At 71.1% G+C, this 19340-nt stretch carries 11 protein-coding genes; 2 read left to right on the plus strand and 9 right to left on the minus strand.

What is annotated here, in order from left to right:
* Window positions 1–132: 132 nt before the first annotated feature.
* Both OHS58_RS23190 and OHS58_RS23195 read left to right on the plus strand, forming a co-directional pair.
* Complete coding sequence (locus OHS58_RS23190; RefSeq protein WP_326947694.1) at window positions 133–1524, plus strand: RNA polymerase sigma factor; 1392 nt, start codon at window positions 133–135, stop codon at window positions 1522–1524.
* A 103-nt stretch (window positions 1525–1627) separates the two neighbouring features.
* Window positions 1628–2479: an LLM class flavin-dependent oxidoreductase gene (locus OHS58_RS23195; protein ID WP_328643985.1), complete on the plus strand. Its 852-nt coding sequence runs from the start codon at window positions 1628–1630 to the stop codon at window positions 2477–2479.
* A 105-nt stretch (window positions 2480–2584) separates the two neighbouring features.
* Here the strand turns inward: OHS58_RS23195 and OHS58_RS23200 are convergent, their stop codons facing one another.
* The 9 genes from OHS58_RS23200 to glgX (OHS58_RS23240) all read right to left on the minus strand — a co-directional run bounded on the left by OHS58_RS23200 (window position 2585) and on the right by glgX (OHS58_RS23240) (window position 19288).
* Entirely contained in the window at window positions 2585–2977 is a 393-nt protein-coding gene (locus OHS58_RS23200; protein WP_326947692.1) for a hypothetical protein, read from the minus strand.
* A 205-nt stretch (window positions 2978–3182) separates the two neighbouring features.
* Entirely contained in the window at window positions 3183–5393 is a 2211-nt protein-coding gene (gene glgB, locus OHS58_RS23205) for a 1,4-alpha-glucan branching protein GlgB (RefSeq protein WP_326951475.1), read from the minus strand.
* Between the two features lie 5 nt (window positions 5394–5398).
* Window positions 5399–6772, minus strand: coding sequence for a maltokinase N-terminal cap-like domain-containing protein (locus OHS58_RS23210; RefSeq protein WP_247063536.1), 1374 nt, complete (start codon window positions 6770–6772; stop codon window positions 5399–5401).
* 5 nt (window positions 6773–6777) lie between these two features.
* Window positions 6778–8586: a maltose alpha-D-glucosyltransferase gene (gene treS, locus OHS58_RS23215; RefSeq protein ID WP_247063535.1), complete on the minus strand. Its 1809-nt coding sequence runs from the start codon at window positions 8584–8586 to the stop codon at window positions 6778–6780.
* A 56-nt stretch (window positions 8587–8642) separates the two neighbouring features.
* On the minus strand, window positions 8643–10625 hold the full coding sequence (locus OHS58_RS23220; RefSeq protein WP_326947690.1) for an alpha-1,4-glucan--maltose-1-phosphate maltosyltransferase: 1983 nt from the start codon (window positions 10623–10625) through the stop codon (window positions 8643–8645).
* Between the two features lie 342 nt (window positions 10626–10967).
* The gene (gene glgX, locus OHS58_RS23225) at window positions 10968–13115 is read right to left on the minus strand and encodes a glycogen debranching protein GlgX (RefSeq protein WP_326947689.1); all 2148 of its coding nucleotides are present in this window, start codon (window positions 13113–13115) and stop codon (window positions 10968–10970) included.
* A gap of 70 nt (window positions 13116–13185) precedes the next feature.
* On the minus strand, window positions 13186–14901 hold the full coding sequence (gene treZ / locus OHS58_RS23230; protein WP_328643986.1) for a malto-oligosyltrehalose trehalohydrolase: 1716 nt from the start codon (window positions 14899–14901) through the stop codon (window positions 13186–13188).
* Window positions 14898–17171, minus strand: a complete 2274-nt coding sequence (treY, locus tag OHS58_RS23235) for a malto-oligosyltrehalose synthase (RefSeq protein ID WP_328643987.1) — start codon at window positions 17169–17171, stop codon at window positions 14898–14900. Before treY ends, treZ begins: the two co-directional genes overlap by 4 nt.
* Entirely contained in the window at window positions 17168–19288 is a 2121-nt protein-coding gene (gene glgX / locus OHS58_RS23240) for a glycogen debranching protein GlgX (RefSeq protein ID WP_326947685.1), read from the minus strand. The genes treY and glgX (OHS58_RS23240) overlap by 4 nt, the downstream gene beginning before the upstream one ends.
* Between the last annotated feature and the right edge of the window lie 52 nt (window positions 19289–19340).

The following is a 19340-nucleotide window of genomic DNA, read 5'->3' on the forward strand; positions in this document are numbered from 1 at the left end:
CCGTCGTTACAATGGAACACGGCCCACGGCTGCGGAGGCCAAAACCGCAGGCCGAGGCTGTTCCCCGAATGTGAGGCAGCAGTGGCTCCTAGTCCGCTGCTCGTCATGATCGACCGCTGCGAAAGGGCGTAAGTGGCAGCCGCAAGAACCGCAACCCGAGGCGGGACGAAGACAGCGACCGCAGCCGGCGAGCCGGCCGAAGAGGCAGCCACCGGGACGGCGAAGCCAGCGGCGCGCAAGACCACCACTGCCAAGAAGGCTCCGGCCAAGAAGGCACCGGCGAAGAAGCCCGGGACCAAGGGCGAGGACGGCGAGCCCGACGGTCCCGAGGGCATCGAGGGCGAGCTCGACTCGCCCGACTTGTCGGACCTGGAAGAAGTCGAGGTCGAGGTCGACGTCGTCGAGGAGACGGTCGCCGACACGCCGGATGCCGACGACGATGACGACGACGAGGAATCCGACGAGGAGACCCCGGCGCAGCGTCGTCGCGGCGCGGCCGCCGACAAGGCGGCCGCGGCCAAGAGCTCCGACAACCCGGACTTCGTCTGGGACGAGGAGGAGTCGGAGGCCCTGCGCCAGGCGCGCAAGGACGCCGAGCTCACCGCGTCGGCCGACTCCGTGCGTGCCTACCTCAAGCAGATCGGCAAGGTCGCGCTGCTGAACGCGGAGGAGGAGGTGGAGCTCGCCAAGCGGATCGAGGCCGGGCTCTACGCCGCCGAGCGGGTGCGCACGGCCGAAGAAGAGGGCGAAAAGCTCGTCACGCAGATGCGCCGCGATCTCAAGTGGATCGTGCGTGACGGCGAGCGGGCCAAGAACCACCTCCTGGAGGCGAACCTCCGGCTCGTGGTGTCGCTGGCCAAGCGCTACACCGGCCGCGGCATGGCGTTCCTGGACCTCATCCAGGAGGGCAACCTCGGCCTGATCCGCGCGGTGGAGAAGTTCGACTACACCAAGGGCTACAAGTTCTCGACGTACGCCACGTGGTGGATCCGCCAGGCGATCACCCGCGCGATGGCCGACCAGGCCCGCACCATCCGCATCCCGGTGCACATGGTCGAGGTCATCAACAAGCTCGGCCGCATACAGCGTGAGCTGCTCCAGGACCTCGGCCGCGAGCCGACCCCGGAAGAGCTGGCCAAGGAAATGGACATCTCCCCGGAGAAGGTCCTGGAGATCCAGCAGTACGCGCGTGAGCCGATCTCGCTCGACCAGACCATCGGCGACGAGGGCGACTCCCAGCTCGGTGACTTCATCGAAGACTCCGAAGCCGTCGTCGCGGTCGACGCCGTGTCGTTCACGCTGCTGCAGGACCAGCTCCAGTCGGTGCTGCAGACGCTGTCCGAGCGCGAGGCGGGCGTCGTCCGGCTGCGCTTCGGCCTGACGGACGGCCAGCCGCGCACGCTCGACGAGATCGGCCAGGTGTACGGGGTGACCCGTGAGCGCATCCGGCAGATCGAGTCGAAGACGATGTCGAAGCTGCGTCACCCGTCGCGGTCCCAGGTGCTGCGCGACTACCTGGACTGATTTTCCTTCGGTACCAACGAAGAACCCCGCCACGATCGTGGCGGGGTTCTTCGTTTTCCGGGATGGTGGGATGGAGATCATTTTCCTTCCTGAGGAGCCTCCATTGCAGATCGGCATCGGATTGCCGAACCAGGTCCGGGACATGCGCCCGGCCCTCCTTCCCGGCTGGGCCGCGCGCGCCGAGGCCGCCGGATTCTCGACGCTCGGCACGGTCGGCCGGATCGCCTACCCCGGCGTGATGGACACCGTCGCGCTGGCCGCCGCGGCCGGCGCGACGTCGCGGATCGGCCTGGTCAGCAACGTCCTGCTCGGCACCGTGTGGCCGCCCGTGCTGCTGGCGAAGGAGATCGCGGGCATCGACGGCGTCTCCGGCGGCCGGCTCACCCTCGGCATCGGGATCGGCGGCCGGCCGGACGACTTCGTCACCGGCGGGCTCGGCCCGAAGGGGCTCGGCAAGCGGATCGACGCCGACCTCGAGGTCTACCGGGACGTGTGGAACGGCCGGCCCGTCGGCGGCGGGGACAATCCGGCGGTCCCGGCCGGCACGCGCGAGGTGCCGCTGCTGTTCGGCGGGTTCGCGCCCAACGCCCTGGCCCGGATGGCGAAGCACGGCCAGGGTTACGTCGGCGGTTCGATGCCGCCCGGGATGGTCGCCGACGCCTTCGACAAGGCCCGTGCGGCCTGGCGTGACGGCGGCCGCGATGGCGACCCGCGGCTCGTCGCCATCGTCTACTACGCGCTCGGCGAGCCGGACACCGGCCGCGCGAAGGTCGGCGACTACTACAGCAACCTGGGCGAGCTGGCCAAGGTCGTCGTGGACAACGTCCGCACGACGCCGGAAGCCGTGCGGGCCGCGGTGAAGGAGTTCGCCGACCTCGGCGCGGACGAGCTGATCTTCAACCCGGCCACCGACGAGATCGACGACGTCGAACGGCTCGCCGAGATCGTGCTGTAACACCGCCGGGACGTAGTCGTCGCAGGCGGCCGGCGGCCGAGGCCAGGGGCGTCCACAAAGGACAGCCGGACCAGGGTGCCGCCGGGCGTACACGTCCCGTACAACTCAGGGGACGGCCAGGCCACGCTCCCGCAGTGACTGCTCGACGCGCAGGCGTTCGATCTCGCGGTCCATGCCCTCCGGCAGCTCGGCGAGCCGGTGCGGGACGCCGATCTGGCGGCAGGCCTGGGCGAGCAGCTCGTCGTAGGCCTGCCGGGTGCCGTACCGCCGCGCGGCCGAGGTGCCGGACGGGTAGTCGACGAGCAGCCGGTGCACCCGGCGCAGGTCCGCGGCGACCCGCTCGATCGGCGGCCCCTGCGGCTGCGGCTTCGCGAACTTCTCCCGCGCCCGCCGCAGCAGGTCCGGGGCGCGCAGTGCGCACCAGAAGAGCACCGTGGGGATGATGCAGACCACGGCGAACAGGATCAAGTTCCCGAGGACGCCTCCGGCGCCGGCCATGCCCTCATCGTAAGCCCGCGACGCGGGCCCGCCGGACCCATTTTCGCGTCAACCCACGTGATCAGAACGCCAACTCACGTGATTAGGAGGTCAACTCACGTGATTGGGAGGTCGACACGGCCGTTGAGGCCGTGTCGACCCTCCCATCACGCGTGTCGGCTTCCGGATCACGCGTGTCGACCCTTTGCGCACGCGTGAAGGGCTGCTACGGGAGTTCGGGGACCGCCGGGGGTGTCTCTTCGGCGAGCCAGAGGACTCCGGCGGGCGGGAGCTGGAGGATCGCCGAGGCCGGCTGGCCGTGCCACGGTGAGGTGACCGCCTCCACCGCGCCCAGGTTGCCGACGCCCGAGCCGCCGTAGGCTTCGGCGTCGGTGTTGACCACCTCGCGCCAGCGGCCCGCGGACGGGAGGCCGACCCGGTAGTCGTGGTGCGGGACGCCGGCGAAGTTGGCGACGCACGCCAGCCGCGAGCCGTCGGCGCCGATGCGCAGGAAGCTCAGGACGTTGCCGCCGGAGTCGTTGGCGTCGATCCAGGCGAAGCCCTCCGGCGAGGTGTCCTGGCTGAACAGCGCCGGCGTCGTCTTGTACACCGAGTTCAGCGCCCGCAGCAGGTCCTGCACGCCGCGGTGCAGCGGCTCGTCGAGCAGGTGCCAGTCGAGCGACCGCTGCTCGGACCACTCCTGCGGCTGGCCGAACTCGCCGCCCATGAACAGCAGCTGCTTGCCCGGGTGGGCCCACATGAACGCCAGCAGCGAGCGCAGCCCGGCCGCCTTGTTCCAGTCGTCGCCCGGCATCCGGCCCCACAGGGATCCCTTGCCGTGCACCACTTCGTCGTGCGACAGCGGGAGGACGAAGTTCTCGCTCCACGCGTACACGAGCGAGAACGTCATCTCGTTGTGGTGGTAGGCGCGGTGGATCGGCTCGTGGGACAGGTAGCGGAGCGTGTCGTGCATCCACCCCATGTTCCACTTGAAGCCGAAGCCGAGGCCGCCCAGGTGGGTCGGGCGGGTGACGCCCGGCCAGGCGGTCGACTCCTCGGCCACCATCACCACGCCCGGGTGTCGCTTGTAGACGGTCGCGTTCAGCTCCTGCAGGAACCGCACCGCGTCCAGGTTTTCGCGGCCGCCGTACTGGTTCGGCAGCCACTCCCCTTCCTTGCGGGAGTAGTCGAGGTAGAGCATCGACGCCACCGCGTCGACGCGCAGCCCGTCGAGGTGGAACTCCTCGATCCAGAACAGCGCGTTGGCGACGAGGAAGTTGCGGACCTCGTTGCGGCCGAAGTCGAACACGAGCGTGCCCCAGTCGGGCTGCTCGCCGCGGCGCGGGTCCGCGTGCTCGTACAGCGCGGTGCCGTCGAACTTCGCCAGCGCCCAGATGTCCTTCGGGAAGTGCGCGGGCACCCAGTCGACGAGCACGCCGATCCCCCGCTGGTGCAGGCGGTCGACGAAGTAGCGGAAGTCGTCGGGCGAGCCGAAGCGGGACGTCGGCGCGTAGTACGACGTCACCTGGTAGCCCCACGAGCCACCGAACGGGTGCTCCGACACCGGCAGCAGCTCGACGTGCGTGAAGCCCGTCTCGACGACGTAGTCGCCCAGCTGGTCGGCCAGTTCGCGGTAGTCCAGGCCGGGGCGCCACGAGCCGAGGTGGACCTCGTAGACGCTCATCGGCGCCGCGGCCCACTGGGTCGCTTCGCGCTGCGCGACCCACTCGTCGTCTTCCCAGCTGTACGCCGTGCGCGTGACGACCGACGCCGTCGCGGGCGGCAGCTCGGTGCCGAACGCCATCGGGTCGGCCTTCTCCTGCCAGTTCCCGTCGGCGCCGAGGATCCGGAACTTGTAGCAGGCGCCGGTCCCGACGCCGGGCACGAACAGCTCCCAGATCCCGGACGAGCCCAGCGAGCGCATCGCGTGCCCGCGCCCGTCCCAGCCGTTGAAGTCGCCGATCACGCGGATGCCGCGGGCGTTGGGCGCCCAGACGGCGAACGACGTGCCCTCGACGGCTCCACCGGGCGTGTCGTACGAGCGCACGTGCGCGCCGAGCGCCTCCCAGAGCCGCTCGTGCCGGCCTTCGCCGATCAGGTGCAGGTCCAGCTCGCCGACCGTGGGCAGCCAGCGGTACGGGTCGTCGGCGGTGACGCTGTGGCCGTCGTACTCGACTTCCAGGCGGTAGTCACCGGGGTGCTCCGGCACGGCGACGGCGAACAGCGCGTCGATCACCGGCTCCATCGGGTACCGGTGCTCGCCGACGCTCAGCGCGACGGCCTTGGCGCCGGGCAGCAGCGCCCGCGCCGCGAACCCCTTGCCCACCGCGTGCACACCCAGCACCGAGTGCGGGTCGTGGTGCGAGCCGGCCAGCAGCCGGTCGATGTCGGCGGCCGGCGGGGCCGCGTCCGGCAGTTCTTCCGGTACCGCGTTCACGTTCTTCACCCATCTCCCCGCATGATCCGGGCGATCGAGGCGAGCGGGACGCCCAGCCAGTCGGGCCGGTTCGCGTACTCGTAGCTCACTTCGTAGATCGCCTTGTCCAGTTCGAACGCGCGCAGCAGCTCACCCTGGTCCCGGGGGTCCGCCGCGATCGCGGCGTAACCCTCGCAGAACGCCGTGCGGTTGCGGGCCGACCACTCCTGCGCCCGCTCGGCCAGCTCCGGGTCGTCCGGCTGCCCGACCAGCATCTGCTGGGCGGCGTAGTCGAACGACCTCAGCATGCCCGCCACGTCGCGCAACGGCGACCTGAGCGCGTGCCGCTCCTCGACCGGGGCCGCGGGCTCGCCCTCGAAGTCGATGAGCAGCCAGCCGGTGACCGTCCGCAGCACCTGGCCCAGGTGCAGGTCGCCGTGGATGAACTGCATCGAGACCGAGTCGGCGGGCAGCGTCCGGAGCGTCTCGAACGACGCCCGCAGCGCCGGCGCGTACGCGGCCAGCTCCGGGACCTGCCCGGCGACGGTCTCCAGCCGCGCGATCATGGCCTTCATCGTGCGGTCCAGCTCGTCGGCGTCGACGCCTTCGGTGTCGAGCGCCGCGGCCAGGTCCGCGTGCACCTCGGCGACCGCGCGGCCCAGCCGCTCGGCCTCGCCGGCGAAGTCGCCGCCGACCTCCTCGGCGTGCCGCTCCGGGCCGGCCATCAGGTCGCGGACGCTGGTGGTGGCCATCGCCCAGCCGTCGACCGCGTCCGGGATGAACTGCTGGAGCATGCCGACCGTGGTCGGCTCGCCGTCCAGGTCGCCGGTGATCGAGCCGAGCGGCTGCGCGATGTGCTTGCTGCCGACCTTCTGCAGCGCGCGGTGCAGCAGCAGGTCCTTGTTCTGGCCCGGGGTCAGCTTGCGGAACAGCTTGAGGATGTACTGGCCGCCGTAGACCAGCGAGGTGTTGCTCTGCTCCGACGAGATCGGCCGGGCGCGCAGCCCGGTCTCCAGCTCCACGCCGGGCTCGTGCCCGAAGCCGAGCGCGCCGACGCGCCCCTCGCTCGCCATCAGGTCCAGCAGCACGCCGGTCAGGTCCGCGTCCGCGGACGCCTCGTAGGCGTTCAGGTCGCCACCAGCGACGATCCAGCTGCCCGACGCGATCTCCGGTGGGTGCGTCCGCCGGCCGACGAGCAGCTGGTAGGGCTCGCGGCGGTCGCCCTGGATCACCTCGATGACCAGGTGCAGCAGCTGCGGGTCGCCTTCGACCAGCTCGGTCACGCCGAGCGGCCGGACACCGGTCACCGGCCGGTCCTTGCCGGCGAACCAGCGCTGGGCCGGCAGCCACCGGGCCAGATCGCCGGTCAGTGCGTCGACCAGCTCACTGGTCTCGGACACGGAACTCACCTCGCTTCGCCTTCGTCTCCCGGGGTCGTCAGCTGGAACCAGTAGAAGCCGTGCCCCGGCAGCGTCAGCAGGTAGGACAGCTCCCCGATGCCCGGGAAGCGCACGCCGCCGGTCAGCTCGACCGGCACGCACCCGCGGTGCGCGGACAGGTCCAGCTCCACCGGCTGCGGGAAGCGGGAGAGGTTGTTCACGCAGAGCACCGTGTCCTCACCGCCGTCCGGGCGCCGCCACTGGCGCTTGTAGGCCAGCACGCTCGGGTTGGAGCCGCCGAGGTCGACGAACTCCCCTTCGGCGAAGGCGTGGTGCTGCTTGCGCACCTCGATCATCCGCCGGGTCCAGTTGAGCAGGGAGGAATCGTTGTTGGACTGGGCTTCGACGTTCAGGCCCTGGTACCCGTAGACCGGGTCCATGATCACCGGGAGGTAGATCCGGCCCGGGTCGCAGGAGGAGAACCCGGCGTTGCGGTCCGGGGTCCACTGCATGGGTGTGCGCACCGCGTCGCGATCGCCGAGCCAGATGTTGTCTCCCATGCCGATCTCGTCACCGTAGTACAGAACGGGCGAGCCCGGGAGGGACAACAGCATCGCCGTGAACAGCTCCTGCTGGTTCCGGTCGTTGTCGAGCAGCGGGGCCAGCCGGCGGCGGATGCCGATGTTGGCCTTCATCCGCGGGTCCTTGGCGTACTCCGTGTACATGTAGTCGCGCTCTTCGTCGGTGACCATCTCGAGGGTCAGCTCGTCGTGGTTGCGCAGGAAGATGCCCCACTGGGTGCCGTCGGGGATCTGCGGGGTCTGGGTGAGGATCTCCGAGATCGGGAACCGGGACTCGCGGCGCACGGCCATGAAGATCCGCGGCATCAGCGGGAAGTGGAACGCCATGTGGCACTCGTCGCCGCCGACCGCCGGGTCGCCGAAGTACTCGACGACGTCGGAGGGCCACTGGTTCGCCTCGGCCAGCAGGATCCGGCCGGGGTACTCGTCGTCGACGACCTTGCGGCAGCGCTTGAGGAACTCGTGCGTGCGCGGCAGGTTCTCGCAGTTGGTGCCCTCCTGCTCGAACAGGTACGGCACGGCGTCGAGGCGGAAGCCGTCGATCCCCAGGTCCAGCCAGAACCGCAGGGTGTCGATCATGGCGTTCTGGACGTCGGGGTTCTCGAAGTTCAGGTCGGGCTGGTGGGAGAAGAACCGGTGCCAGTAGAACTGGCCGCGCACCGGGTCGTACGTCCAGTTGGACGACTCGGTGTCGACGAAGATGATCCGCGCGTCGGCGTAGCGGGAGTCGTCGTCGCTCCACACGTAGTAGTCGCCGTACGGGCCGTCCGGGTCGCTGCGCGACTGCTGGAACCACGGGTGCGCGTCCGACGTGTGGTTGAGCACCAGGTCGGTGATCACGCGGATGCCGCGCCGGTGCGCCTCGTTCAGCAGGAAGACGAAGTCCTCGACGCTGCCGAACTCCGGCAGCACGGCCCGGAAGTCGCTGATGTCGTACCCGCCGTCGCGCAGCGGCGACGCGTAGAACGGCGGCAGCCACAGGCAGTCGATGCCCAGCCACGCCAGGTAGTCCAGCCGGCCGGCCAGGCCGCGCAGGTCGCCGGTGCCGTCGCCGTTCGAGTCGGCGAAGGCGCGCACCAGCACCTCGTAGAACACCGCGCCCTTGAACCACGCCGGGTTGCTCGGCGCCTGCTGCGCCGAGCGGAAATCCTCGGCCTGGGGTTCGACCAGCATCCCGTCGGCCGTCATGGCCTCACCGGTGTGCGGCACGCCCTCGAGCCCGAGCGCCGCGTCGGGGCGAGTCTCCTCCGCCATGTGTTCCACCTCGTCCCTCAAGTCCCGCACTTCCCGCACTTTCCCGCGTTTCCCGTCTACCCGGCCAGCCGGCGCCGCACCGACACCACGTGGGCCACGGCCCGCCACGGTTCGAGCCGGACGAAGTTGGCCTGCCCCCAGTCCCAGGTGTCCCCGGTGACCTCGTCGTGGGCGATCAGCCGCTCGTGCGCCTCGAACCCGAGCGCGCCGGTGTCGAGCCACAACGTGCCCTCCTGCGGCCCGTACGGGTCGAGCGTCACGACCGTGACGACGGTGTCGCCGGTGGCCGGGTCCTGTTTGGAGTAGGCCAGCAGCGCGTCGTTGTCGATGTGGTGGAAGTGCAGGGTGCGCATCTGCTGCAGCGCGGGGTGCGCGCGGCGGACGGCGTTGAGCTTCGCGATCCACGGCTCCAGCGACCGGCCTTCGGCGAGCGCGCGGTCGAAGTCGCGCGGACGCAGCTGGTACTTCTCGGAGTCCAGGTACTCCTCGCTGCCGTCGCGGACCGGGGCGTGCTCGAACAGCTCGTAGCCCGAGTAGACGCCCCACGTCGGCGCGATCGTCGCGGCGAGCGCGGCCCGCAGCGCGAACATGCCCGGGCCGCCGCGCTGCAGCGACTCGTGGAGGATGTCCGGGGTGTTGACGAACAGGTTCGGCCGGCCCTCGTTCCAGTGGTCCCGCAGGTCCACGGCGAAGTCGATCAGCTCCTGCTTGCCGGTCCGCCAGGTGAAGTAGGTGTAGCTCTGGGTGAAGCCGAGCCGCGCCAGGCCCCACAGCCGCGCCGGGCGGGTGAACGCCTCGGCCAGGAACAGGACGTCCGGGTGGGCGTCCTTCACCGACTGGATCAGCCAGGCCCAGAAGTCCGGCGGCTTGGTGTGCGGGTTGTCGACCCGGAAGACCTTGACCCCGTGCTCGACCCAGACCAGGACGACGCGCAGCATCTCCTCGTAGACGGCCTTGGGGTCGTTGTCGAAGTTGATCGGGTAGATGTCCTGGTACTTCTTCGGCGGGTTCTCCGCGTAGGCGATCGAACCGTCCGGCCGGGTGGTGAAGAACTCGGGGTGCTTGAGGACCCACGGGTGGTCGGGCGCGGCCTGCAGCGCGAAGTCGAGCGCCACCTCCATGCCGAGCTCCGCCGAGCGGGCGACGAAGGCGTCGAAGTCGTCAAAGGTGCCGAGGTCCGGGTGGATGGCGTCGTGCCCGCCCTCGTCGGCGCCGATGGCCCACGGCGAGCCGACGTCGTCCGGGGTGGCGTCGAGGGTGTTGTTGGGGCCCTTGCGGTTCACCCGGCCGATCGGGTGGATCGGCGGCAGGTAGACGACGTCGAAGCCCATCTTGGCGACCCGGTCGAGCGCGGCCGCGGCGGTGGTGAACGTGCCGTGCACGGCCTTGCCCTCGGCGTCGAGGCCGCCGGTGGAGCGCGGGAACAGCTCGTACCAGGAGCCGTAGGCGGCGCGCTTGCGGTCGACCCACAGCTTGAGCGGCTTGCCCTTGGTGATCAGCTCGCGCACCGGGAACTCGTGCATGAGCTGGCGGACCTCCGGCGACAGCGCGGGCCCGACGCGCTCGGCGAGGCTCAGCTCGTCGTTGCGCAGCGCGACGACCGCGCCGGTGAGGAGCGCTTTCTCGGCCCGGCGGTCCGGCCGCCGGGAGACGCGCTCCAGCAGCCGGGCGCCGTTCTCGATGTCGTTGGCCAGGTCCTCGGGGCCCTGCCCGGCGGCGACCTTCACCTCGACGGCGTGTTCCCACGTCGCCCAGGGATCGCTCCAGGCGTCGATCCGGTAGGTCCAGAGCCCGGTGACGTCGGGGACGATCACCGCGGCGAACTCGTCCGGGTGGTCGGGTCCGCGCGGCACCATCCGCGCCTGGCGCGTCAGGCGGTCGCCGGGACCGCGCCACGCGACGGTGGCCGCGACGGCGTCATGGCCTTCTCTCCAGACCGTCGCGGTGACGGGAATGTGTTCCCCCACAACGGCTTTGGCCGGATACCGGCCGCAGCTCACGCTGGGGGAGACGTCGTCGATACCGAGCCGGCCGGTCATGGGCAACGCCCCTCGATCTATGGGTGTGGACGCAGGCGTCGTCAGTCTGCCCGACTCGATCACGCACGATCGAGGCAGGGCTCTCTTGTTCTGTACCCAGACTCGTTCGAGTGAAACGCTTTCCGCACAAAGGTTCCCGGCGGATGTCCGGCGGGTTACGGCCGGACGGCGGTGTACCCGGACAGTCGGCTCACGTACCCGGACAGTCGGCTCGCGTACCCAGGCGGTCGGCTCGCGTACCCAGGCGGTCGGCTCGCTGTCCGACCCTCCGGGTACGCGAGCCGACCTTCCCGGTACGCGAGCCGACCTTCCCGGTACGCGAGCCGACCCTTCGGGTACGCGTCAGTAGGGTTCGGCCGGGGGTTCGGCCGCGAGGCGCGGGGCGCGGAGCAGGAGCAGGGAACGGGACTGGAGCGTCACCCGGCTCTTGGGCTCCAGCGGACCCGGGTTGCCCGGGCTGCCGTCGCCGGTGCTGGTGTCCAGCGTCGGCTTGAACGTCTCGCCGTACTCGCGGCCCGGCAGGACGACCTCCGTGGTTTCGTCGCCCGCGTGCAGCCACAGCAGCCACGAGTGGTCCGGCACCAGCGCGCCCTCGCGGTTGCGGGCCTGGCTGTTGGAGCCGTCGATCCACATGCCGAGCGTGCGGCGGTCGGCGAACCAGTCGCTCTCGCCGAACTCCTCGCCGTCCGGGCGGAACCAGACCAGGTCCGGCTTGCCGGTCGGCGTGGTCCGGCCTTCGAAGAACTCCGGCTGCCGCAGCGCCGGGCTGTTGGCGCGCAGCCGGACGACGCGGCGGGCGAACGCGAGCATCGTCTCGGCCTCGGTGTCCCCCGGCGTCCAGTCGAACCAGGACGTCTCGTCGTCGAGGCAGTAGGCGTTGTTGTTGCCGTGCTGGGTGCGCCAGAACTCGTCGCCCGCGGTGAGCATCGGGGTGCCGGTGGACAGCAGCAGCGTCGCGAACAGGTTCCGCGCCTGCCGGGTGCGCAGCTCGCGGATCTCCGCGTCGCCCGTCTCCCCCTCCGCGCCGTGGTTCCACGAGCGGTTGTCGTTGGTGCCGTCGCGGTTGTCCTCGCCGTTGGCCTCGTTGTGCTTTTCGTTGTAGGACACCAGGTCCCGCAGCGTGAAGCCGTCGTGGGCGGTGATGAAGTTGATCGACTGCCACGGCCGGCGCAGGTTGTGGTCGTACAGATCCGACGAACCGGACAGCCGGTAGGCCAGGTCGCGGACGCCGGTCGCGCCGCGCCAGAAGTCGCGGATCGTGTCGCGGTAGCGGCCGTTCCACTCCGCCCACTGGGCGCCGAAGCCGCCGACGCGGTAGCCCTCGCCGGTCGCGTCCCACGGCTCGGCGATCAGCTTGCAGCGCGAGAGCACCGGGTCGGTGGTGATCGCGGTGAGCAGCGTCGAGGCGGCGTCGAACGCGCCGCCGCGCGGCCGGCCCAGCGTGCTGGCCAGGTCGAACCGGAAGCCGTCGACGCCCAGCTCCTGCGTCCAGTAGCGCAGTGAGTCGGTCACCAGCCGGACCACGGTCGGCGAGCCGGCCTCCAGGGTGTTGCCGCAGCCGGTGATGTCGGCCATGTGGCCGCGGTCGGTGTGCAGGTAGTACACCGGCGCGTTGAGCCCGCGGAAGCTCAGCGTCGGCCCGTCCGGCCCGCCCTCGCAGGTGTGGTTGAACACGACGTCGACGATCACCTCGATGCCGGCCGCGTGCAGCGCCGCCACCATCAGCCGGAACTCCTCGACCTCGTGGCCGGGCTCGCTGGCGTAGGCCGCGTGCGGCGCGAAGAAGCCGAGCGGCGAGTACCCCCAGTAGTTGTGCCGGCCGCCGCGGACCAGGGACGGCTCGTCGAGGAACGTGTGCACCGGCAGCAGCTCCACCGAGGTGACACCGAGCCGGGTCAGGTACTCGATGGCCACCGGGTGGGCCAGGCCCAGGTAGGTGCCGCGCAGCGCCTCGGGGATGAACGGGTGCTGCTGGGTGAAGCCCTTGACGTGCACCTCGTAGATCACCGCCTCCTCGAACGGCACCTCCGGGTGCGCCCCGGTGTCCGGGCCGCCGGGCGAGGTGACGACCGACAGCGGCACGCTGCCCAGTGAGTCCACTGTGGACATCGGACCGCGGTCCGGGTCGCCGGTGAAGCCCTGGGCGGCGGTCAGGTCGGTGAGCTGCCCGGTGATCTGCCGGGCGTACGGGTCCAGCAGCAGCTTGTGCGGGTTGCAGCGCAGGCCGCGGGCGGGGTCGTAGGGCCCGTGGACGCGGTAGCCGTAGCGCTGCCCGGGCGTCACGCCGGGCACCAGGCCGTGCCAGACGCCGAACGTGCGTTCGGTGAGCGCGATCCGCCGCTGCGAGCCGTCGGCGTCGATCAGGCAGAGGTCGACGGCGTCCGCGACGGCGGAGGTGATGGCGAACCGGACCCCGCCCGCCTCGGGGTGGGCGCCGAGCGGGAACGGGCGTCCGGCGAGGACGTGGTCGGCGGAGGGTCGGGTAGCCATTCCTGAATCGTCCCAGATCCCGGCCGGGGTGCGCGCGCCCGGCGGTCGAGTGGCCGCCGGGCAACCGCCGTCAGGGTGTCGTTTCGGCCAGGACGAAGGTCTCGGGCGGCAGGTGCGCGGCCCCACCGTCCAAGGTGGCCGGAGCCCAGGCCAGCAGTTCCTTCGTCGCCCCGAGCGGCAGCGTGACGTCGCCCGGGCCGAAGTTGCACGCCAGTCGCAGCCCGCCGCGCCGCAGCACCAGCCACGACCCGTCCGGCGCGGCGTCGATCCGCAGGTCGGGCGTCCACGGGTCGGCCAGCTCGGGCCGCTCGCGGCGCAGCCGGATCAGCGCGCGGTAGAGGTCGAGGACCTCCCGGTGCTCCGGCTGGTCCACCTCGGCCCAGTCGAGCCGCGAGCGCTCGACCGTGGCCGGGTCCATCGGGTCGGGGACGTCGGTCTCGCCCCAGCCGTGCCGGGCGAACTCGCGACGACGTCCGGTGCGGACCGCCTCGGCCAGCTCCGGGTCCGGGAAGGAGGCGAAGAACTGCCACGGCGTGCTCGCCGCCCACTCCTCCCCCATGAACACCATCGGCGTGAACGGCGAGCAGAACAGGATGGCCGCGCCGCAGGCCAGCCGGCCCGCCGGCACGGTGGCCGAGAGCCGGTCGCCGGCCGCGCGGTTGCCGATCTGGTCGTGGTCCTGCAGGTAGGCGAGGAAGCGGTGGCCGGGCACGCTCCGGGTGTCCACCGGCCGGCCGTGGGTCCGCTCGCGGAACGACGACCAGGTGCCGGCGTGGAAGAAGACGTCGTGGAGCACGCGCTGGAGCGCGTCCGGCGCGGCGAAGTCCGCGTAGTAGCCCTCGTCCTCCCCGGTCAGCCGGACGTGCATCGCGTGGTGGAAGTCGTCCGACCACTGGGCCTGCAGGCCGTAGCCGCCACGCTCGCGGGGCGTGACGAGCTTCGGGTCGTTGAGGTCGGACTCGGCGATCAGCGTCAGCGGCCGGTTCAGCGCCGTCGACAGCGTCTCGACCTCGACGGCGAGCTGTTCGAGCAGGTGGACGGCCCGCCGGTCGAGCAGCGCGTGGACGGCGTCCAGGCGCAGCGCGTCCAGGTGGAAGTCGCGGAACCACGCGAGCGCGTTGTCGACGACGTACCGGCGGACCTCGTCCGAGCCCGGCCCGTCGAGGTTGAGCCCGGGTCCCCAGTCGTTCTGGCCGGCGAAGTACGGCCCGAACCGGTCGAGGTAGGCGCCCGAGGGCCCGAGGTGGTTGTAGACGACGTCGAGCGCCACGGCGAGGCCGCGCGCGTGCGCCGCGTCGACGAACCGCTTCAGCCCGTCCGGCCCGCCGTAGGGCTCGTGGACCGCGCCCCAGAGGACGCCGTCGTAACCCCAGCCCGCGGTGCCGTCGAAGGAGTTCACCGGCAGCAGCTCGACGTGCGTGATGCCCAGCTCCACCAGGTGGTCGAGCCGGTCGATCGCGGCGTCGAAGGTGCCACCGGGGGTGAAGGTGCCGATGTGCAGCTCGTAGACGACGCCGCCGGCCAGCTGCCGCCCGTGCCAGGCGTCGTCCGTCCAGTCGAACTCGGCGTGGTCGTAGACGCGTGATTCTTTGTGCACGCCGTGCGGCTGCCACCGCGACCGCGGGTCCGGCAGCGGCTCGTCGGAGTCGCCGATCAGGAAGGCGTAGTTGATGCCCTCGGCTTCGGCGGACCACCAGCCGCCCTCGCCCCGGGTCATCTCGTGCACATCGGCGTCGACCTGGACGCGGACGCGCTCGGCCGACGGGGCCCACACGGTGAACGTCATGCGTCTCCTCGCACGAGCAGGGCCACCGGGTAGCGGCCGAACAGCGTGGCCACGTCCGGGGTGGCGTCCCGGCCGGTCAGGACGTCGGTCCAGACGCCGTCGGGCAGCGGCAGGACGGTGTCGCGCCAGCCGCCCGCGGCCGCGAGGCCGATCGGCAGCCGCGTCACCGCGACGACCAGGCCGGGGCTGCGGGTGTAGGCCAGCACGTGGTCCGCGGCGACGCCCTCGGCGCGCAGCGGGCGGTAGCCGTGGAACAGCGCGGGGTGCTCCTGGCGCAGCTTCAGCGCCTTGTGCGTCACCAGCAGCTTCGCCGCGCCCGAGGCGTCGATCTCCGGCTGCTCGCCGTCGACGATCCGGGCCAGGATCTCGCGGCGGGCCGCGTAGTCGACCGGACGGCGGTTGTCCGGGTCGACCAGCGAGAAGTCCCACAGCTCGGTGCCCTGGTAGACGTCCGGGACGCCCGGGGCGGTCAGCTGCACCAGCTTCTGGCCGAGCGAGTTGCTCCAGCCCGGGCCCTCGATCCGGCCGACGAACGCCGCGATGTCCGCGGCCAGCTCGGCGTCGCCCATGACGTCGTCCGGCCAGGCCGCGACGGCCTTCTCGAACTCCTCGTCGTGGTCGGTCCAGCTGGTCCGGAGCTTGGCCTCCTTGGCCGCCTTGTCGAGGTAGTCCCGCAGCCGGGGCGGCTCGATCGGCCAGGTCGACACCAGCGTCTGCCAGGCCAGCAGGTTGAGCGACGGCTCGGCGATCCCCCGGCGCGCGGTCCAGCGGCGGACGGCGCCGGCGAACTCGCCGGGCAGCTCCGCCAGCACCGTCGCGCGGGCCCGGGTGTCCTCGGACCGCTTGGTGTCGTGGGTGGTCAGCGTGGTCATCGCGGCCGGGTAGCCGGCGTCGCGCGCGGCGGCGAGGCGGTGGAACTCCTCGACGTCCAGGCCGAACCGGTCCGGGTTGCCGCCGACCTCGTTGAGCGCGGCGAACCGGGTGTAGCGGTAGAAGGTGGTGTCCTCGGTGCCCTTCGCGACGACCATGCCGGACGTCTGCTGGATCCGTGTGGCCAGCTCGCCGTCCGGCTCGGCCCGCACCTGCGTGTCGAGGGCGTCCAGCGCTTCACCCAGGTCAGGCCGGGCTTCCCGGGCCGCGGCGATCGCCGTCGCCCAGTGCTGCTCGCCTTCGGGCAGGTAGGAGCGGTAGACCGGGAACGCCACCATGGTCTCGGCGACGGCTTCCCGGGCTTGCTCGCTGTCGAACCGCAGCAGCGCCGCGATCCGCCGGACCTCGGCGACCAGGATCCGGTCGGTGACCAGGCGCCGGGCCTCGGCCTCGACGTCGTGGTAGCCGGTCCGGACGCCGAGTTCGTCCGCCAAGGCGGTGTAGGCGGGCTCGGCGGCCGCGTCGACGAAGACCCCGGCGATCTCGCGCAGGGCGTCGTAGCCGGTGGTGCCGTCGACCGGCCAGGTCTGCGGCAGCGGCTCGCCCGGGTGCAGGATCTTCTCCGCGACGATCCACGCGCCGGGCGCGTTCTCCCGCAGCCGCCGGAAGTAGCCACCCGGGTCGGCGAGGCCGTCCGGGTGGTCGACGCGCAGGCCGGTGACGTCGCCGTCGGCGACCCAGCGCAGCACCTCGCCGTGGGTCTCGGCGAACACCACCGGATCCTCGACGCGGACCGCGGCCAGGTTCGTGATGTCGAAGAACCGGCGGTAGGTCAGCTCCGCGTTGCCACGCCGCCAGCCCACGAGCCGGTAGTGCTGGCGCTCGTGCACCTCCTGCGGCGTGCCGTCGCCGGTGCCGGGCGCGATCGGGAACCGGTGGTCGTAGTAGACGAGCTCGTCGCCTTCGACGGTCAGCTCGCCGACGGCGTCGTCGTCGCCCAGCACCGGCAGCAGGATCGGGCCGCGGTCCCAGTCGACGTCGTAGAAGGCGGCGTGCGCCGAGTCGCGGCCGTGCGTGAGCACGTCCCACCACCAGCGGTTCACCTTCGGCGTCTCCACCGACATGTGGTTCGGCACGATGTCGACGACCAGGCCGAGCCCGGCCTCCCGGAGCCGCTTGGACAGCTCCTGGCGGGCTTCCTCGCCACCCAGCTCGGGCCGCGCCCTGGTCGGGTCGACGACGTCGTACCCGTGGGTCGAGCCCGGCGTCGCGTCGAGCACCGGCGACGCGTAGAGCGCGCCGATGCCCAGGTCGCGCAGGTAACCGGTCAGCTCGGCGGCGTCGGCGAAGGTGAACTCCGGGCGCAGCTGCACCCGGTAGGTCGACTCCGGAACCGTCATTCCGTCTCCGTCCGCTGCAGCACGATCAGGGACCGGGCGGGCAGCGTCAGCTTGCCACCGCCCTCGATGGGCTCCGCGTCCGTGGGCTCGACCTCGCCGGTCGCGGAGTCGACGACGACCGTCCACGCCTCGCCGTAGCCGTTGCCCGGCAGCGTGGCGTCGATGTCCTCGTAGTGCGCGTTGAAGGCGAGCAGGAACGAGTCGTCCTCCACCGCCATGCCGCGCGGGTCGAGGTCGGGGATGGCCTTGCCGTTGAGGAAGACCACGACGGCCTTGCCGAAGCCGTCGTCCCAGTTCTGCTCGGTCATCTCCTCGCCGGTCGGGGTGAACCAGGCGATGTCGCCGAGCTTGTCGCCCTTGCCGACCGGGCCGCCCTGGAAGAAGCGGCGGCGGCGGAACACCGGGTGCCGGTGCCGGAACGCCGTCAACCCGCCGGTGAACCGGACCAGGCCGGCGTTCTGCTTGGCCAGCTCCCAGTCCATCCAGGCGAGCTCGGAGTCCTGGCAGTAGACGTTGTTGTTGCCCTGCTGGGTGCGGCCGATCTCGTCGCCGTGCAGGATCATCGGCACGCCCTGCGACAGGAGGATCGTGGCGAGCATGTTGCGCTGCTGGCGGATGCGCAGCTCGTTCACTTGCGCGTCGTCGGTCTCGCCCTCGACACCGCAGTTCCACGAGCGGTTGTCGTCGGCGCCGTCGCGGCCGTCCTCGCCGTTGGCCTCGTTGTGCTTTTCGTTGTAGGACACCAGGTCCCGCAGCGTGAAGCCGTCGTGGGCGGTGACGAAGTTGATCGACGCGAACGGGCGGCGGCCGTCGTCCTGGTAGAGGTCCGACGAGCCGGTGATCCGCGACGCGAACTCCCCCAGCGTCGACGGCTCGCCGCGCCAGAAGTCGCGGACGGTGTCGCGGTACTGCCCGTTCCACTCCGTCCACAGGGGAGGGAAGTTGCCGACCTGGTAGCCACCGGGGCCGACGTCCCACGGCTCGGCGATGAGCTTGACCTGGCTCACGATCGGGTCCTGCTGCACGAGGTCGAAGAACGTGGACAGCCGGTCGACGTCGTAGAACTCCCGCGCCAGCGCCGAAGCGAGGTCGAAGCGGAAGCCGTCGACGTGCATCTCGGTCACCCAGTACCGCAGCGAGTCCATGATCAGCTGCAGCGTGTGCGGGTTGCGCACGTTCATCGAGTTGCCGGTGCCCGTGTAGTCCATGTAGTACTCGGGCTCCCCCTCCACCAGCCGGTAGTAGGCCTCGTTGTCGATGCCGCGCATCGACAGGGTCGGCCCGAGGTGGTTGCCCTCCGCGGTGTGGTTGTAAACCACGTCGAGGATCACTTCGATGCCGGCCTCGTGGAAGGCCTTGACCATGCCCTTGAACTCCTGGACCTGGCCGCCCTCGCCGGGCATCGCCGCGTACGCGTCGTGCGGCGCGAAGAACCCGATCGTGTTGTAGCCCCAGTAGTTCGTGAGGCCCTTCTCCTCCAGGCCGTGGTCGGAGACGAACTGGTGCACCGGCAGCAGCTCCACGGCGGTGACGCCGATCTTCTGCAGGTGCTCGACCACGGCGGGGTGGGCCATCCCGGCGTACGTGCCGCGCAGTGCTTCCGGCACGAACGGGTGATTCACCGTCATGCCCTTGACGTGCGCCTCGTAGATGACCGTCTCGTTGTAGGGCCGCCGCGGCTGGCGGTCGTTGCCCCAGTCGAAGAACGGGTTCGCCACCAGCGAGTACGGCACGCGCCCCGCCGAGTCGGCGTCGTTGCGCTCCTCCGGGTTGTCGAACTGGTAGCCGAACAGTGATTCGTCCCACTTCACGCCGTGCGAGACGGCCTTCGCGTAGGGGTCGATCAGGAGCTTGTTCGGGTTGCAGCGCAGGCCGCGGCTCGGGTCGTACGGTCCGTGCACGCGGAAGCCGTAGCGCTGGCCGGGGCCGACGTTGAGCAGGTAACCGTGGTGGACGAAGCCGTCGACCTCTTCGAGCGCGTGCCGCGACTCGTTGCCTTCGCCGTCGAACAGGCACAGCTCGACCTGCTCGGCCACTTCGGAGAACAGGGCGAAGTTCGTCCCGACTCCGTCGTAGGTGGCGCCGAGCGGATAGGGCGTTCCGGGCCAGGGCCGCACTGGTGTCTCCTCGAGCTTCGGGTGGTACCGGGGCGTCCGCACTCGCGGACGC

Source organism: Amycolatopsis sp. NBC_00348, assembly GCF_036114655.1.
In the GTDB taxonomy this organism is placed as follows: Bacteria; Actinomycetota; Actinomycetes; order Mycobacteriales; family Pseudonocardiaceae; genus Amycolatopsis.

Coding starts and splice junctions, on each gene's coding strand:
- OHS58_RS23200 (WP_326947692.1), bottom strand. CDS start 2,977: ATGGCCGGCGCCGGAGGCGTCCTCGGGAACTTGATCCTGTTCGCCGTG.
- treS (WP_247063535.1), bottom strand. CDS start 8,586: ATGGCGGAGGAGACTCGCCCCGACGCGGCGCTCGGGCTCGAGGGCGTG.
- OHS58_RS23220 (WP_326947690.1), bottom strand. CDS start 10,625: ATGACCGGCCGGCTCGGTATCGACGACGTCTCCCCCAGCGTGAGCTGC.
- glgX (WP_326947689.1), bottom strand. CDS start 13,115: ATGGCTACCCGACCCTCCGCCGACCACGTCCTCGCCGGACGCCCGTTC.
- treZ (WP_328643986.1), bottom strand. CDS start 14,901: ATGACGTTCACCGTGTGGGCCCCGTCGGCCGAGCGCGTCCGCGTCCAG.
- treY (WP_328643987.1), bottom strand. CDS start 17,171: ATGACGGTTCCGGAGTCGACCTACCGGGTGCAGCTGCGCCCGGAGTTC.